Annotated in this window: 10 protein-coding genes; 8 read left to right on the forward strand and 2 right to left on the reverse strand. The window is 68.8% G+C overall.

Features of this window, described 5'->3' with window-relative positions; all coding sequences use genetic code 11:
- Positions 1 to 62: 62 nt before the first annotated feature.
- Genes AB4Y74_RS04475 through AB4Y74_RS04500 form a run of 6 tightly spaced genes read left to right on the forward strand, consistent with a single transcriptional unit; the run spans position 63 to position 8655 of the window.
- Positions 63 to 2537, forward strand: coding sequence for a glycoside hydrolase family 97 catalytic domain-containing protein (locus tag AB4Y74_RS04475; RefSeq protein ID WP_441797912.1), 2475 nt, complete (start codon positions 63 to 65; stop codon positions 2535 to 2537).
- A gap of 48 nt (positions 2538 to 2585) precedes the next feature.
- The gene (locus tag AB4Y74_RS04480) at positions 2586 to 3851 is read left to right on the forward strand and encodes an ABC transporter substrate-binding protein (RefSeq protein WP_441797913.1); all 1266 of its coding nucleotides are present in this window, start codon (positions 2586 to 2588) and stop codon (positions 3849 to 3851) included.
- Positions 3851 to 4801 (forward strand): carbohydrate ABC transporter permease, encoded by a 951-nt coding sequence (locus AB4Y74_RS04485; protein ID WP_441797914.1) that lies wholly within the window; start codon positions 3851 to 3853, stop codon positions 4799 to 4801. Before AB4Y74_RS04480 ends, AB4Y74_RS04485 begins: the two co-directional genes overlap by 1 nt.
- Entirely contained in the window at positions 4794 to 5612 is an 819-nt protein-coding gene (locus tag AB4Y74_RS04490; RefSeq protein ID WP_441797915.1) for a carbohydrate ABC transporter permease, read from the forward strand. The genes AB4Y74_RS04485 and AB4Y74_RS04490 overlap by 8 nt, the downstream gene beginning before the upstream one ends.
- Before the next feature lie 2 nt (positions 5613 to 5614).
- Positions 5615 to 7738, forward strand: a complete 2124-nt coding sequence (locus tag AB4Y74_RS04495; RefSeq protein WP_441797916.1) for an alpha-galactosidase — start codon at positions 5615 to 5617, stop codon at positions 7736 to 7738.
- On the forward strand, positions 7735 to 8655 hold the full coding sequence (locus tag AB4Y74_RS04500; RefSeq protein WP_441797917.1) for an aldose epimerase family protein: 921 nt from the start codon (positions 7735 to 7737) through the stop codon (positions 8653 to 8655). The genes AB4Y74_RS04495 and AB4Y74_RS04500 overlap by 4 nt, the downstream gene beginning before the upstream one ends.
- Before the next feature lie 21 nt (positions 8656 to 8676).
- Here AB4Y74_RS04500 and AB4Y74_RS04505 read toward each other — a convergent pair whose 3' ends face one another.
- Positions 8677 to 9537 carry a helix-turn-helix domain-containing protein gene (locus AB4Y74_RS04505; protein WP_441797918.1) on the reverse strand — a complete coding sequence of 287 codons (861 nt, stop codon included), beginning with the start codon at positions 9535 to 9537 and terminating at the stop codon, positions 8677 to 8679.
- Positions 9538 to 9630: 93 nt separating this feature from the next.
- On the opposite strand from AB4Y74_RS04505, the gene AB4Y74_RS04510 reads away from it, so the two are divergent.
- Entirely contained in the window at positions 9631 to 12789 is a 3159-nt protein-coding gene (locus AB4Y74_RS04510) for a DUF5107 domain-containing protein (RefSeq protein WP_441797919.1), read from the forward strand.
- Between the two features lie 69 nt (positions 12790 to 12858).
- The gene (locus AB4Y74_RS04515) at positions 12859 to 15462 is read left to right on the forward strand and encodes a glycoside hydrolase family 97 catalytic domain-containing protein (RefSeq protein ID WP_441797920.1); all 2604 of its coding nucleotides are present in this window, start codon (positions 12859 to 12861) and stop codon (positions 15460 to 15462) included.
- A gap of 495 nt (positions 15463 to 15957) precedes the next feature.
- On the opposite strand, the gene AB4Y74_RS04520 is transcribed toward AB4Y74_RS04515, so the two are convergent.
- Positions 15958 to 16944: a hypothetical protein gene (locus AB4Y74_RS04520; protein ID WP_441797921.1), complete on the reverse strand. Its 987-nt coding sequence runs from the start codon at positions 16942 to 16944 to the stop codon at positions 15958 to 15960.
- Positions 16945 to 17460: the final 516 nt, after the last annotated feature.

The raw sequence follows: 17460 nt of genomic DNA on the forward strand, positions 1-17460 counted from the left end.
CGTCCCCTATCGTCGTGTCTCGAAGCTATAGGCCCATCACCCTACCCAGCCCCGGAGACGACGTGGTCACTGACACTCTGCCGCTCGCGCAGACCGACGGAAACGGACTCCGCGCCGTCCTCACGACAGAGGGCTCGACCCTGATCCTTCGAGTCGTGCGCGGAGACCTCCCCGATCTGCGGATCCGCCTCGGCGTGACCGTCGGCGGGCGCGAGCTGGCGAACGAGAGCACGTTCGTCCGCTCGACCGCGCGGACCGTTGTCGAGACGTGGACGCCACGGTCCGGGAAGACCACCCTCGAGCGCACACTCACTCACGAGGAACTGACGGCGACATTCCGCGACCAGCTCGATGGGGAGTGGGCCGTCGTCGTCCGGTCGGCGAGGGACGGCGTCGCCATCCGCTACGAGATCCCCGACCTCCAGGGCGTGAGCACACTCGATTCCGAGGCCACGGCGCTGGAACTCGACGGCTTCGAGCGGGCGTGGATGCTCGCCTACCAGACCTGGTACGAGACACCGCGCTTCGGCCAGGATGTGTCGCTGCTGGCCTCCGGCGCCTACGGCTTCCCTGCACTGTTGCGGGATCCCGACGGTGGCCACGTGCTCGTGACGGAGGCGGGGATCGACGGACGCTACAGCGGCGCGCATGCCTCTGTCGACGCCGGCAGCCGGCTGCTGAGCTTTTGCGCTGCGGATGCAGCCACCGAGATCGCCCGGGGCCCGATCACCCCGTGGCGCGTCTTCATCGTCGGCGGGATCGCCGAGGTGGTCGAAAGCACCTTCGTGGACGAACTGGCCGCGCCACAGCACCACACCATCCCGGATGCCGACTGGGTGCGCCCCGGCCGCGCGGCCTGGTCGTGGTGGTCGGATTTCTACTCCGGCGCGCAGCTGGAACGGCAGAAGCACTTCGTGGATGCTGCCGCCCGGCTCGGCTGGGAGCACTTGCTCATCGACTGCGGCTGGGAGGAGACCTGGGTCCCCGAGATCGTCTCCTACGCGAGCCGGTTCGGCATCCAGGTGCACCTGTGGACGGTGTGGCACGACCTCGACGGACCCGAGAAGCTCGCCCGGCTGGCGCTCTGGCGCTCGTGGGGTGTCGCCGGAATCAAGGTCGACTTCATGGAGTCGGAGTCGAAGGACCGCTACCGCTGGTACGACTCGATCCTCCAGGAGACCGCTCGGCTTGGATTGATGGTGAACTTCCACGGCTCGGTCATCCCGCGGGGCTGGGCACGCACCTGGCCGCAGGTGATCGGCTACGAGGCCATCCGCGGGTCCGAGTACTACGTCTTCTACAACGACACCCCGCTGACCGCCGAACACAACGTCATCCAGCCGTTCACCCGCAACATCGTGGGTGGGATGGACTACACACCCGTTGCGTTCACCGCACCGGGCCGCACGACCAGCGACGGACACGAGCTCGGGCTCGCCATCGCCTTCGAGTGCGGCATCACCCACTTCGCGGACAGCGTCGACGCCTACCTGGAGCGCCCGCTCGCCGCCCGACTCCTAGCCGAACTCGCCCCGAGCTGGGAGGAGACCCGGCTGTTGTCCGGTACGCCTGACACGGAGGCCGTCATCGCCCGGCGTTCCCGCGACCGCTGGTTCGTCGGCGGCATCGCCACTGGACCGGCGCGCACCCTGCGCATCCCGCTGGACCGGCTCGGCGACGGACCCTTCGACGCCTGGGTCGTCGGCGACGACACCACCGGCGGCGGTCGCGGACTTTCAGAGACCCGCGCGACCGTCCAACAGCACCTGACCGTGCCGGTCGGCAGGGATGGTGGCTTCGCGGCGATCCTCGTGCCCGCCGGCTCGGAACTGTTCCGGGCGGTATCGATCGAGCCCGAACCCGTCCCGTCCCTCACGCGCCACCTCGTCGAGCTCGACGACTCCGGTCGCGCCGAGATCAAAGCGGGGGATGCGGTATCCGTGCGTGTGCCGCCCGGGTGGTCCGCGACCACCGTCCAGCCGGGCCGCTGGTCGGTCCAGGCGCCCGTGGAACTCGGCTCGGGTGAGGTTGGCGTCGTCTCCGTCGAGGCGCCCGGCCCTCGCGGCATCCCGGTCGTCTCCCACGTCCGGGTGGTCCGCCCGATCACCGAACCGGTCTCCCTGTCGGCGCTGCCCATGCTGTCCTTCCGCAACGAGAGCGGACCGGTCGAACGCGACATGAGCAACGGCGGGGGCAACCCGCGCGACGGACGGCGGATGCGCATCGCCGGCGACGAGTACGGCTCCGGCCTCGGCATGTCGGCACCCGCGGAAGCACGCTTCCATCTCGGCGGTCGTGCCGCCCGCCTCAGCGGACTCGTCGGCATCGACGACGAGACACCGGACACCGCCGCTGCCGTCGTCATCGAGGCCGACGGCGAGGAACTGTTCCGCGTCGAACTCCACGCCGGCCGTCCGGCGCTCCCGTTCGACCTCGATCTGCGCCGGCGCACAACGCTGACGCTGCGCACCGAGCCCCTCTCGGACGCCCCCGCCCACGTCGACTGGGCATCCCTACTGCTCACCCCCACCCGCTGAACCCACAGCACACCGGTCATCGATGACCGGCACATCGAAGGAGAACCCATGCACAAGAGATGGCTCATCGCACCGGCGATCGTCGCCGTGGCGGCGCTGCTCACCGCCTGTTCCGGAGGCAACACCGGAGGCGGCTCGAACGAGAAGGTCACCATCACGTACGGCGTCTGGGCAGGAACCCAGACCCCGGCCATGAAGGAGATCGCCGCCGCGTTCCACAAGGAGAACCCGAATATCACCGTCAAGGTGGAGGAGCGCCCCTGGCCGGAGTATTGGTCGACCCTGCAGACGGGCGCCGCCGGAGGCACCGCCCCGGACGCCTTCTGGATGCTCGCGCAGAACATCCGTCCGTACGCCAGTGGTGGGCAGCTCCTCGACATCTCTTCCGAGATCAAGAAGGAGAACGTCGACCTCGGCGAGTATCCGAAGGCTGTGCTGGACCTGTACGACCAGGGCGACGGCAAGATCTACGGCCTGCCGAAAGACTTCGACACCAATGCCGTCTGGTTCAACAAGGCCATCTTCGACAAGGCCGGCGTCGCCTACCCGAGCGCCGACTGGACCTGGGACGACTTCCGCGCAACCGCGAAGAAGCTGACGGATCCGGCGGCCGGCGTCTGGGGCACGGCTGCACCGATCGACTACCAGGGCGGCTACTACAACACGATCTTCCAGGCCGGCGGTCAGGTCATCTCCGATGACGGGAAGAAGGCGTTGATCGACAGCCCGGAGGCCCAGAAGGGCATCGAGTTCTGGACGAACCTCCAAGCGGACAAGTCGTCTCCGACGCTGAAGCAGCTCTCCGACACCGAGGCTGAGACCATGTTCGAGCAGGGCAAGATCGGCATGTACATGTCCGGCGCTTACTGGGCGCTGAAGCTCTACCAGAACAAGGAGATCGCGCCGAACGTCGACGTGGCCCCGTTGCCGACGGGTGAGAAGCAGGCGACTGTGACCAGCGGGATCGAGAACGTCGGCTACGCGGGCACCAAGCACCCGGACGCGGTGAAGAAGTTCCTCCTGTTCGCCAGCGGCAAGGAGGCGGGCGACATCCAAGCGAAGTCCGGCGCCGTCCTTCCCGCTTACGCGGGTGGGGAGAAGACGTGGATGGCCGCGATGCCCGAGTTCAAGAACCTGCAGGTGTTCATCGACGCCCAGAAGTACTCCGTCCCGCTGCCCGTGCAGGGCAACGCCGCCGAATGGCAGGGCGACCAGACGAAGTACCTGACCGGCGCGTGGGATGGCACCACGAGCGTCGCGGACGCGACCAAGCAGTACGCGGACGCGATCGACAAGGTGCTGGCCGAGAAGTAATGAGCACCACTCTCACCCGGCCGGGGCGGCAGGACAGCCGCCCCGGCCCCACCCTGCCCGCACCGGCCCGCCGTCGACGCTCCCGCATCGACTGGTGGGCGATCGCGATGATCGCCCCGGCGCTCATCGGACTCGCCGCTCTGTACTTGTGGCCCTTCCTGTCGACCCTGATCAAGAGCTTCATGAACGTGCCCGTCTTCGGGTCCGGCACGTTCACCGGGGTGGACAACTACACGAAGCTGCTGAGCGACGAGGACTTCTGGCGGGCGCTCGGCAACTCCGCGCTCTACACGCTGCTCGTGCTCCTCGGCGTCCCGCTCGCGGTGGTGCTGGCCGCGCTGATCGAACAGGCGGCCAAGGGCCGCACCGTCTACCGGGTGCTGTTCTTCCTCCCGGTGGTCACCCTCCCGGTGGCCGTCGGGATGGTGTGGCGCTTCATCCTGAACGGCGACTTCGGGATCCTCAACTACCTGCTGTCGATCGTCGGCATCCCGGGGGAGTACTGGGTCGCCGATGACCGGTTCACGATCTACGCTTTCGCGGTGGTGGGCATCTGGATGGGCCTCGGCGTCAACCTCATCATCCTCGGAGCCGGGCTGCAGAGCATCCCGGTCGAGCTGTATGAGGCGTCGGCGCTGGATGGGGCGAGCCGCGTGCGGCAGTTCTTCTCCATCACGCTTCCGCTGCTGAGCCCCAGTGTGTTCTTCGTCACCGTGCTCACCACGATCTCAGCACTGCAGATGTTCGATCTGGTCTTCGTCATGCTCGGCAGTGTCAACAACACCGCGATCGACGGTTCCAAGACCATCGTGTACCTGTTCTACGAGGCGGCGTTCGTGCAGTTCAAGCAGGGTTACGGCGCGGCCATCGCGATCGTGCTGCTGATCATCATCATGGTCGCGACGGCGATCCAGTTCCGGCTCCAGAAGAGATGGGTGAACTATGACTAACCGGGGTCAGTGGCGCATCCACCTCATCCTGATCGTGGCTGCCGCCCTCATGGTCGTGCCGTTCATCTGGCAGATCCTGACGGCATTCAAGACGTCGAACGAGGTCTCGTCGCTGCCGCCGACGCTGTTCCCGGCGCACCCGACGGCCGCGGGCTTCGAGACGTTCTTCGCGTCGGTGCCGTTCTGGGCGCAGTTCGGCGTCTCGGCCGTGTCCCTTCTGCTCCGGGTCGCGGGCCAGGTGCTGGTGGCAGCGCTCGCCGGCTACGCCTTCGCCCGGCTGACCTTCCCGGGCCGCAACCTGATCTTCGCGTTGTTCCTGGTGATGCTGATGGTGCCCAGCCAACTGTTCCTGCTCGGTCAGTTCGACATCATGAAGGGCCTCGGGCTTCTGAACACCGTCCCGGCGCTCGCCATCCCGGGCATCTTCAGCGCCTTCGGCACCTTCCTGATGCGGCAGGCGTTCATCACGATGCCGAAGGAGTACGAGGAGGCCGCGCGCCTCGATGGGGCGGGAACCCTCCGCGTCTTCTGGAGTGTGATGCTGCCCATGGCTCGGCCGATGCTCGCCGCACTCGCCGTGCTCACCTCGCTCTACTCCTGGAACGACCTGCTCTGGCCGCTCATCGTCACGCCGGCGGGAGACAACCGGCCTTTGACAGTCGGCCTGGCGAGTATGCAAGGTCAGTTCGGGACGGACTACCCCGCGTTGATGGCGGGCGCGCTGATCTGCACCCTCCCCCTTGTGATCGTGTTTCTCGTGCTGCAGCGCCAGTTCTTCGCCGGGATCGCCAGCAGCGGGCTGAAAGGATAGAGATGCCCTCCACCCCATCGGACGTCGTCCACCTCCGGCGCGGCGGCACCAGCGTCGTCGTCGACCTCACCGCCGGCCGGCTGCCGCGCATCCTGCACTGGGGCGCCGACCTGGGCGAACTGACGGAGCCCGACCTCGCCGACCTTCGCCGCGCGACGTTGCCCGCGATCGGCGACAGCGCCGTGACCTACCCGCAGCCGGTGCCCGTCATCCCGCAGCTGGCAGAGGGCTGGCTTGGGCGTCCAGGCGTGACGGGGAACCGCAGCGGCCGGGCGTTCGCACCATGGTTCCGCGACGCGCGCAACACCGTCGCCGAGGATCGGATCGAGACAACGGCCGCCGATCCGGAGTCGGAGCTGACACTCGTACTGCGGATCGTCCTGAGCGCCGAGGGCGTGGTCACCCTGGACTGCGACCTGCGCAACGATGGCACGGTACCGTACGCGGTCGACGGCGTGGAGCCGGCGCTGCCGGTGCCCGACACCGCCGACGAACTTCTCGACCTCACCGGCCGCTGGGCCCTCGAGCGCGTGCCGCAGCGGCATCCTTTTCCCGTCGGCACGTGGTTGCGCGAGAGCCGCGGCGGCAAGCCCGGCCTCGACCATTCGACGCTCTTCGCCGCCGGCGTCGCCGGCTTCGGCTTCGAGGGCGGACCCGTCTGGGTCGCCCACCTCGGCTGGAGCGGCAACCAGCTGCTGGCTGCCGAGCGGACTCCGGCCGGCACCCGGCACCTTCGGGCCGGTGAGCTCCTGCTCTCTGGCGAGCTCGTTCTCCAGCCGGGCGACGTCTATACAGCTCCCACGGTCTACGGCGCGTGGGGCGACGGTCTCAACGACCTGACTGACCGGATGCATCGGATGCTCCGCGCGCGGCCGCAGCATCCTCGCTCCGTGCGACCCGTGCTCTCCAACACGTGGGAGGCCGTGTACTTCCAACACGACCTCGACAAGCTCACCCGGTTCGCCGAACGCAGCGCCGAACTCGGCGTGGAACGGTTCGTCCTCGACGACGGCTGGTTCACCGGCCGCCGCGACGACACGAGCTCGCTGGGCGACTGGGAGGTCGACCCTGAGGTGTGGCCGCAGGGACTTGATGGCCTCGCAGCTCGCGTGCACGAGCTGGGCCTGCAGTTCGGCCTCTGGTTCGAGCCTGAGATGGTGAACCTCGACTCGCACCTGGCGCGCGCGCATCCCGAGTGGGTGTTCGACGGCGGGCACGGGCCGGGGCTCCCATCGCGCCACCAGCATGTGCTCGACCTGGCGCATCCCGGGGCGTACGCGCACGTGCTCGCCCAGATCTCCGCTCTGGTCGACCGCCTCGGGATCGATTACATCAAGTGGGACCACAACCGGTACCTCACCGACGCCGGCCACTCGAGCACCGGGCGCGCGGGCGTCCACGAGCAGACCCTCGCCGCCTACGCGATGATGGACGAACTGAAGCGACGGCACCCGGCGCTCGAGATCGAGTCTTGTGCGAGCGGAGGCGGCCGCATCGATCTGGGCGTGCTCGAGCGTACCGACCGGGTCTGGTCGTCGGACTGCAACGACCCGCACGAGCGCGTCGGGATCCAGCGCTGGACCGGGGTGCTCGTCCCGCCGGAGCTTCAGGGCACCCACATCGGCGCCGAGAACTCGCACACGACCCACCGGGTCGCTCCGCTCGACTTTCGCGCGGCGACGGCCTTCTGGGGCAACCTCGGTGTGGAGCTCGACCTCAGCCGGCTCGACGACGAGACGTTCGCGCACCTGAAGGCGTGGGTGGATGCGCACAAGCGTCACCGGGCGCTTCTCCACACCGGTCGCACGGTGCGGGCGGACACCACCGCTGAGGTGCGCGTGGACGGTGTGGTCGCGCAGGACGGCTCCGAAGCCGTCTTCGGGTTCACGCTGCTCGGTCGCCCCGCCACCTGGCCGCCGCCGCGACTCCGCCTCCCCGGCCTCGACCCAGCGCGGCGCTACCGGGTGTCGGAACTCGCGCCGGGTGTCCCCGTTCCGGCGGGCCAGCGGCCTCCGTGGCTCGACGACGGCGTAGTCGCGACCGGCCGGACTCTGCACGTCCACGGGCTGGAGGCTCCGTCGCTCGACCCCGACCGGGCGATGCTGCTGCACCTCACGGCCGTATGACATCGGCGCGGACCCGGACCCGGCTCACCATCGAGAGCGCGTCCGGGACGACGGCGGCGACTGTCGACCCGCTCGCCGCCTCACTGCGGCGGCTGGTGGTCCGTGGTGACGACCTCGTCGAGCCGACCGACGACCTTCCGGGGCTGCCGGGCATGGCCGGTGCAACGCTCGCGCCGTGGCCCAACCGGGTCGAGGACGCGCAGTGGTGGCAGGGCGAACGGCGGCACGACCTCGACGTCAGCGAACCCGAACTCGGGAACGCCAACCACGGACTCGTCGCCGGCCGACGCTTCGACGTGCTCCGGCACGAGGCCGCGATCATCGAACTCGGCACCCTCATCCGGCACCCGCGCGGGTTCCCCTTCGACCTCGACGTCATCGTGCGCTACGCGGTGGACGACGTCGGGGTCACGGTGACCACCGACGCCCTGAACGCGGGTGCCGAGCGGGCTCCGGTCGCGCTCGGCGCGCATCCCTACCTCCGGCTGGGGACCGCGCCCGTCGATCGGCTGCTGCTGTCGGTGGAGGCCACGCACGCGTACCGCCTTGACGACCGGCACATCCCGCGTGAGCGCTTCCCGGTCGCCGGCACAGCGAGTGACCTGCGCACGCCGCGACCTGTCGCCGACGCTCCGGGGCACGCGACCTTCGTCCGGGAGGCGGGCGACGGGATGCTGCGGCACCGGCTCACGGATGCGAGCGGGCGGCACGTCGAACTGTGGGCGGGCGCGGACTACCGCTGGACGCAGCTCTATCGGGCGGACGCCTTCCCCGCGCCGGAAGGCGGCACACGGCCCGCGGTCGCCGTCGAGCCGATGACGGCGCCGCCCAACGCCCTCCGAACCGGGGAGGGTCTGCGCTGGCTGGAGCCGGGCGAGCGGTGGCGCGTTGCGTGGGGTATCCGCCTGCTCGGCTGACGTCGTCGGCTCACCGCGGACTCACTGGTCGCGGGTGCGGAAGCTCGACGGGCTCATCCCGTGGTGGCGCCGGAAGTGGCGTGAGAAGTAGAACGGGTCGTCGTAGCCGACCTCGCGGGCGACCTCCGCGACGGTCGCGTCGGTGGTGTCGAGCAGTTGCCGCGCGCGCGCCATCCGCAGGGCCGTGTGGTGCGCGAGCACGCCGCCTCCCGTCGCCCGCCGGAACAGCGCCGTCAGGTGCGTCGTGGAGACGCCGACCAGGCGGGCGAGTTCGGGGACGCGCACCGAGCCGTCGAGGCGGTCGCTGAGATAGTTCATCGCCCGCTGCAGCGGGTCGTCCGGCGCGGGCAGCATCCGGTCCACAGCCAGCTGGGTGAGGAGTTTCCAGGCAGCACCGGATGCGGCCATCAGCCGCGCCGGCGTCTGGTCGCGTTCGAGGTTGGAGACGATCTCATCGAGTAGCGCCACCGCGCGCTCGATCGTGCGCACCCGGAGCAGCGGACGGTCCGCCGTCACGTCCATGCCCTCGACCAGTTCGGGCGCATCCGTTCCGGTGATGTGCGCCCACCAGATCGTCCAGGGGTGGGCCTCGTCGGACCCGTACGAATGCGGCACGCCCCGGGGGATGACGATCGCCTGCTGGCTGCCGATACGGTACGAGCCGTCGCCGATACGCGCCCACCCCGTACCGGCAGCGCACACCATGACGATGGTCTCGTCCGTGCCGCGTGGCCGGTTCATCTGGTGGTCGTGCGCGTCCGGGTAGTAGCCGACGTCGGTCACCAGCAGTCGTCGCGTGACCGGCTTGCGAAGCGCCTCGGACACCACCGGGCGCGGTACGACGACGAGTCGTTGTCCGCGGAATCCCTCCTCGATCGGCATGGTGACATTGTGGGGGCACGATCATCGGATTGTCCAGGGGTGGCCGCCCAACCTGCATTCCCGCGTGGGGTGCCCGGCGGCTTGGATGGAGCAATGCTCCGCGATGAACTCCGCCCCGACGCACCCGAGAACCTGCGAGCGCGCCTCGGCGCCGGCCACGCCGTCGCCTGGAGTGCGCCCGTCACCATCCCGACCTACGAGCCCAGGACGCCGGACGAGTTCCCGATGTTCCTCGACCGCCGCGTGTACCAGGGGTCGAGCGGGCGCGTATACCCGATCCCGTTCATCGACAGCGTCGCGTCGGAGCCGACACCGCGCACCTGGGAGGCCATCCACCTGGAGAACCGGTGGCTGCGCCTGATGGTGCTCCCGGAGCTCGGCGGACGCATCCACATCGGCTACGACAAGACCGCGGAATACGACTTCTTCTACCGCAATACCGTCATCAAGCCGGCGCTGGTGGGTCTCGCCGGACCGTGGATCTCCGGCGGCGTCGAGTTCAACTGGCCGCAGCACCACCGCCCCGCGACGTTCCTGCCCGTGGAGACCGAGATCGAGGAGCACGCCGACGGCTCGGTCACCGTATGGTGCTCCGACCACGACCCGTTCACCCGGATGAAGGGGATGCACGGCGTTCGTCTGCACCCGGACCGCGCAGTCGTCGAGCTCGTCGTCCGCCTCCACAACCGCACGAGCGACGCGCAGACCTTCCTCTGGTGGGCGAACGTCGCCGCCCGGGTGCACGACGACTACCAGTCCTTCTTCCCGACCGACGTCGCGTACGTCGCCGACCACGCTCGCCGTGCGATCACCGCGTTCCCGGAGGCCGACCGCCCCTATTACGGCGTCGACTACCCGGCCCGTCATGCGAGCGGAGGCGACCGGATCGATTTCTACCGCAACATCCCGGTGCCCACCTCCTACATGGTCACCGACACGCAGGACGACTTCTTCGGCGGGTACGACCACCGCGCCGGCGCAGGGTTCGTCCACGTCGCCGACCGGCACATCGCGCCAGGTAAGAAGCAGTGGACGTGGGGAGACGCGGACTTCGGTCACGCCTGGGACCGGCTGCTCACCGACTCCGACGGCCCGTATGTCGAACTGATGGCCGGCGTCTACACCGACAACCAGCCCGACTTCGCCTGGCTGGAGCCGGGGGAGACGAAGGAGTTCACGCAGACGTGGTTCCCCATCCACGAGATCGGCCCGGCGCACCAGGCGAACGCTGAAGCGGCCGTGCGGCTCGATGTGGCCGACGGCATGCTGCGCGTCGGGCTGTGCACTGTGGCAGCGGGCGACCTCCATATCACCCTCACCGCCGGATCCGACCGGATCGTCGACCAGCAGGTTCGCGTCGAGCCCGGTCGTCCGTTCCGTCTCGAGCTGCCGACGCCGTCGGATCGGGCCGCCGACCACGAGCTCGTGGTCACCGCTGATGGCCGCGAACTGATCCGCTGGCGTCCGCGCCCGGAGACGGCCGGGGCGGAGCCGTGGACCGCGAGCGAGCCGCCCGCGCCCGAGCAGATCGCGAGCGCCGACGAACTGTACTTCACCGGAGTGCACCTCGCCCAGAACCGGCATCCCACCCGCTCGCCGCTCCCGTACTGGGAGGAGGCCGTGCGCCGGGACGAGCTCGACAGTCGCAGCAACACCGCCCTCGGCGAGCACCTGCTGCGCCGCGGCCGGTACCAGGAGGCGGAGCAGCACCTGCGCCGGGCGCTGGAGCGTCAGACGCGGCGCAACGGCAACCCGCGCGACGGAGAGCCGCGGTACCTGCTGGGGCTGGTGCTCGTTCGGACCGGCCGGGAGGCGGAGGCGGCGGACGCGTTCGCCAAGGCCGCTTGGGATGTGCACTGGCTCGCGCCGGCTCAGCTCGAGCTCGCGCGCATCCTGAGCAGGGGAGGAGAGGACCACGCGGCGCTCGCCGCGGTCGAGAAATCCCTGCACAGCAACCCGAGCGACTCCCGGGCGCTGGCGCTCCGCATCGTTCTCGAGCGTCGGACCGGCGCGAGTGAGGTCGCCGATCGTCACCTCCGCGACTGGCTGGCGGCCGATCCGCTCGACCAGACGGCCCGAGCCCTGGCCGGTCGGCCGCTGAGCGACGACGGACGCACACTCATCGACGTCGCGCTCGAACTGTCCGTGGCGGGCGAGGTGGATGCGGCCATCGAGCTACTCACCCAGGCGGGCGAGGTCGAGCCGGGGCCCTCGGGCAACGTCCGCCCGCTGGCACACCTGCACCGCTCCGTACTGCTCCGGCGGGCCGGGCATCCCGACGCAGCGGACGCCGCGCTGGCCGAGGCGCGGGCAGCGGACGCCCGCCTGTGCTTCCCGACGGGACTCGACGACCACGACGCGCTCCGCGCCCTGCTCGACCGCGAGCCCGACGACCATCGCATCGGCGCACTGCTCGGGATGCTGCTCTTCGACGCCGGTCGCGGGGAGGAAGCGCTGCAGCTTTGGCGGCGGGTCATCAACGCCGGGTCGGCCGACCCGGTCACGCTCCGCAACGCAGCGGTGGCCGCCGTGAACCTTCACGGTCAGACAGACGAGGCGCTCGCCTGGTACGAGCGCGCCCTCGTGCTCCGGCCGTCGGCGCGCCTGCTGTACGAGCGGGACCAGCTGCTCGCGCTCGTCTCCGCACCGGCCGCGCGCAGGCTCGCCCTGCTCGAGGAGGCGCTGCCGCTGGTGCTCCAGCGCGACGACGTCACGATCGCGTACGTCGAGCTGCTGACGGCCCAGGGTCGCGCGGCCGACGCGCGCGCCATCCTGACCTCCAGACCGTTCGCTCCGTGGGAAGGCGGCGAGGGGTTGGCGCTCGCCGCGTGGGAGCACGTATCTCTCGCCCTCGGCGCTGACGCGGAGCGTCGCGGCGACCTCGTCGCCGCCGTCCGGCGCACCCAGGACGCCCTCACCCCGCCGATCTCGCTCGGTGAGGCACGGCATCCGCTCGCGCCGACCGGGCACATCCACCGGAGGCTGGCGGAGCTTCACGCGCGCGCCGGGGACCCGGCGGCGGCCGCCACTGCCCGAGCCACCGCCGACGCGCAACCGGACCCGCAGCAGCCCGATCCGGATGCGGCACCCGACTACTTCGCCACCTCGCTGCCCGAGCTGCTCCTGTTCCGTCCCGACGCGATCCAGCGCATCCCGTCGATCGAGTCGGAACGTCCAGCCGCCGACGCTGAAGCCGCATTCCCGGCCCGACCCGGCCTTTCTACTCTCGAAGACGTCTCGCCCGGCCACTAGCGAGCGAGCGAAGGCACCTCACACCGACAAAGGGGAACCATGCGAAATCCACGGGGACGACGACGTCCCATGATGATCGGGATCGTCGCCGCAGCGGCGATCGCGCTCGGACTGTCCACGCTCACCGCGAGCCCGGCCGCGGCATTGACGACGCATACCATCACGTCGCCCGACGGCCAGATCAACCTCACCGTCACCGACCAGGCGGGCGGCTCGCTGACGTACGGCGTGACGGCCGGCACCACCACCGTGTTCGGCTCGTCCCCGCTCGGGATCGCCACCAGCACGACCGACTTCACCAGCGGACTCACCTACTCGGGCGAGACCCGCGCCGTCATCACCGAGACGTACTCGCTCCCGGCGGGCACCAAGCCCAGCTACACGAACGACGGCCGCGAGATGACGCTCACCTACACGAAGGCCGGCGCCACCCTCCAGGTCATCGCCCGCGCTTACAACGACGGCATCGCCTTCCGCTACCGCATCCCCGGCTCAGGATCCGCCAGCATCACCAACGAGACGACCGGCTTCCGGCTCAACCCGGCGGACGGCGGTTGGGCCGCACCGTGGAACTCCAACTACGAGCAGGACTACATCTACCGGAACGCCGCCGGGCTCAACTCCGGCACCAACCTGACGATGCCCGCGCTGATCTCCGTCAACAGCAACGCGTACTACACCCTTATCAGCGAGGCGAACGTCTACAACTCGAACGCCAGCTACGCGCCTGCGATGCTCAAGGGCGACGGCGCGGGGACCGGGCTGCTGAATGTGGTGCGGACGCCCGACCAGGCGTTCCCGATGTCCAGCACCTACCCGTTCCAGACGCCGTGGCGCACGGCGATCATCGCCTCCACGCTCGACAAGCTGTACAACAGCGACCTCGTGCAGAACCTCAACCCTCCCGCAGCAGCGGCGCCGTCCTGGGTGCAACCCGGCCGCGCCGCCTGGTCCTGGTACACGGATGAGGACAGCGCCTCCGACCTGAACAAGCAGAAGCAGATGGTGGACTTCGCCGCCGAGATGGGCTTCGAGTACGTCACCGTCGACTGCTGTTACGTCCCCGCCGTCGACCTCCCGGCCATCTCCGCCTACGCCCACCAGAAGGGTGTGAAGGTCTTCGCCTGGGTCACCGCCGATGCGGGCCAGACGCCGGCACAGGCGACCACGCTGGTGACCGACCACAAGGGATACGGCGTCGACGGGCTGAAGGTGGACTTCTTCCTCAGCGACTCGCAGGCGGTCCAGAAGTGGTACCAGTCCATCGGAGACGCCGCGGGCGCCGGGCAGATGATGCTCGACCTCCACGGCAGCACGAAGCCGGGCGGCGAGAACCGCACCTGGCCGTGGGTGCTCACCACCGAGGCGGTCGCCGGTACCGAGCACTACAAGTACCCGCCGCCCACCACGGCAGCAGCGGATGTGACCTACCCGTTCACACGCGGACCGATCGGCCCGATGGACTACACCCCGGCGATGATCTCGCAGAACGCGTCGGTCCTGACGCAGGCGCACACGCTCGCCCAGGCGATCGTCTACAACACCGGCATGATCAACTACGCCGACTCTGCCGCCGCATACGAGCAGTGGCCGGGGCGCCACCTCATGCGGGCCATCCCGACGAAGTGGGACGAGACGAAGGTCGTCGAGGGCTTCCCGGGCGACCACATCACGATGGCGCGCCGGTCGGGCAGCGACTGGTTCATCGGCGGGATGACGTCCCCGGCTCGCACCGCATCCATCCCGCTCTCCTTCCTTGGCGCGGGGTCGTACACGGCGACGATCTTCTCGGACAACCCGTCGGGCCGGGTGCAGGTCAGCACCCAGACCGTGAGCAGTGCGACTACGCTGTCGCTGCCCGAGATCGCCACCGGCGGTGTGGCTGTCCACATCTCGCAGACGCCGCTGGCCCAGATCGGCAGCGGAGACGCCCGGTACGAGGCCGAGTCGGCTGCGAACACCGTCGCGGGCGGCGCGTCCGCCCAGGCCTGCAAGGGCTGCTCGAACGGCTCCAAGGTCGGCAACGTCGGCTCGGGCGGCTCGGTGCAGTTCGCCAACGTGACCGCGTCGACGGCCGGCACCCACCGGATGACCTTCACCTACACCTCTGCTGACCCGCGTTCCGTACGGATCACGGTCAACGGCACGGTGCTGAGCACAGTCAGTTTGCCCGACTCGGGCGGGTGGGAGTTCGTCAACAAGTGGAGCGTCGACGTCCCGTTGAACGCCGGAAGCAACACGATCACGTTCGACAACCTCAGCGCCTTCGCACCGGACATCGACGCTCTGACCATCGAACGCGCGACCGAGGCGGAAGCTGCCGGGAACACGCGAGCGGGAGGCGCGGCGATCACCAGCTGCTCTGGCTGTTCGGGATCGTCGGCGGTCACCGGTCTGAACGGCACCGGGACACTGGACGTCACGGGCGTGACGGTCGCGGCGGCGGGCAACCACACGGTCCGACTCGACTACGCCAGCGCTACTGCGCAGACGGTGCAGGTGCAGGTGAACGGGGGCACCGCTATCACGGTAAACCTCCCGGCGACCGGCTCCGCGACAGCGACAGCAACCAAGACGCTCGGTCTGTCGCTCACCACCGGGACGAACACCATTCGTCTGAAATCCGCATCCTCAGCCGGTGTGGCGATCGACCGGGTCAGCGTCGTGCGCTAGGCGTCACCCCACTGGCGTGGCCTCGCGGAATCGAATCGCGGGGCCACGCCGTTCGTCGCCAAACGCAGGAGGGCAAGCGCGTGACAGCTTGTTCACTAGATCCGCGGGGCGGGCCAGGTCGCCACAGCCTCCACCTGCGCTAGGCCGAAGCTTCGCTCAGTGGCGGTCGAGCCCCCCAATCCACTCCGGGTCCGTTCCTGTGGCTAGCTGCGACGCCGGTGAGGAGTTGGCGGCCCGTATGCACCAGTCCCGCGCCGTCGGTCCCGCAGCGCAACAAACAGGTAGACCCCTGCGACCGCCCAGGCCCATAGTGTGGCAAGGAACAAGAGCCACCCGTTTGAGACACCGCGAATCGCGTAACTCACCCCGAGTGCGCTGCACGCTGCGCCGAGGACTCCCCACAGCACCGCGTGGATGATTCGAGGACGACCGAAAGCCCACCGGACCCAGCGGGAAAAGTCAGTCATCTCATGCTCCGCTCTGCCAGGGCATTAGTCAGCCGCGGCAACTGGTGATGTTCGTTGGGATCAACTGGGCCAGTACGTAACCGAATGCTCCCGAGGCAAACTTTACGAACTTGCCCGGACCGTAAATCGAGAAGGTCGCCCACGTGAGAGACACTAGACATTCCCACTTACCGAACGCCGCGGGGTTGGCGGGCTTTCCATACCCGGTCAGCGGGATCGACTGCACCATCTTGCCGTTGATGTACTTCTTGAGGTAGCTACCCTTGCAGTTCCCCAGCAGGGCACCCGGCGCAAGGAAGTAGCTGCTTCCGTTTTGCAGGATGCAGTTGTAGGAGTACACGCCAGTGGACGGGTCCGCGACGACGGGGAAGGCGGTGTCCTCGGTGAAACTGACCACCTGCGTGAGAGTGTTCCCGCGTACCTCGTAGTGCGTCGGCACAGCCTCCCCGTTGGCGTCCTTCGCCCACGCCTCACCGAAGACACGCAGCGGCGACCCGTCCGCTGCCACTACGGCAACGGTTCCGTTGGCGTCCTGCGTGAGGGATGCTCCGTCGGGTACGTCAATCGGGTAGTCGTATCGCTTGGGGGCGCTGGCGTTGTCGATCACCGTAGTGATCTGCACGGTGCCGTCGGACAGGATCACCGGGACAGTGGTCGAGCCGTTGTTGTTGTCGAACGCCACCACACCCGAAAGCTGCGACTCCGCGGCGTCGGAGGCCTGCTGAGCAAACGGCAGACCGATCCGGAGAGACGAACCAAGGCCGAGACCATCGGCAGGGTCAACCGGGACATCGACGGTACCGCCCGGAAGGGTCGCCTTGGCGGCGGTGTCACCGTCGGCACCTACTGCCGCCAGGTCGGACAGCGACTCCGGCACGACGCCCTGGATGGCGGCAACCGCATCCACTGCGTTGACCTCCGCCGTATCGGGAGCTGCAAACCCAGCCAGGCCAGCGCCGAGAATGCAGGCACCTGCCACCATCGCGGTTGACATCAAAACACGAGACGTCTTCACTGAGGTCTTCCTTCGTTCATAGAGAGAACGAAATGGACACGCGCCCGTCACCCGGCAAGCCGGAACGGTCTGAGTCCACTACCGGGAAGGCGAACACCCTCCAACCGGTAAGACGCACACTCGCCCGGATCATGACGCGAGGTCGAACAGAGCCACCGCAGATCACTTTTCCCGGCAATGACCCGGTACCCCCGGCGATTATGGGCACCCTACGCGCGGGAGTGCAGCGGCTCATCCCCGATCGAACGCTCCCACGAGCCCGCTCAAAAGCGCAGTGCACCTTCCGCTAGACCAAAGCCTCCACCTTCAGGACTTCCGTCCTCGCCACAGCCCGACGATGCACGTCTGCCAGCGCCAACCGCTCGGGATCGTCCATGTACGCCTGCAAAGCGTGTTCGTCCGGCAGGTGGACCCATGCCCACCATCGGGGTAGCGCCTGGAGTGCGCTCAGTATCCCCCGCGCGGGGGATGGCGACGCGGACCTGCCTCTGCCAGATTCATCCCGGGGGGATCGCT

The organism is Leifsonia sp. RAF41, from assembly GCF_052114085.1.
Classification (GTDB): domain Bacteria; phylum Actinomycetota; class Actinomycetes; order Actinomycetales; family Microbacteriaceae; genus Leifsonia.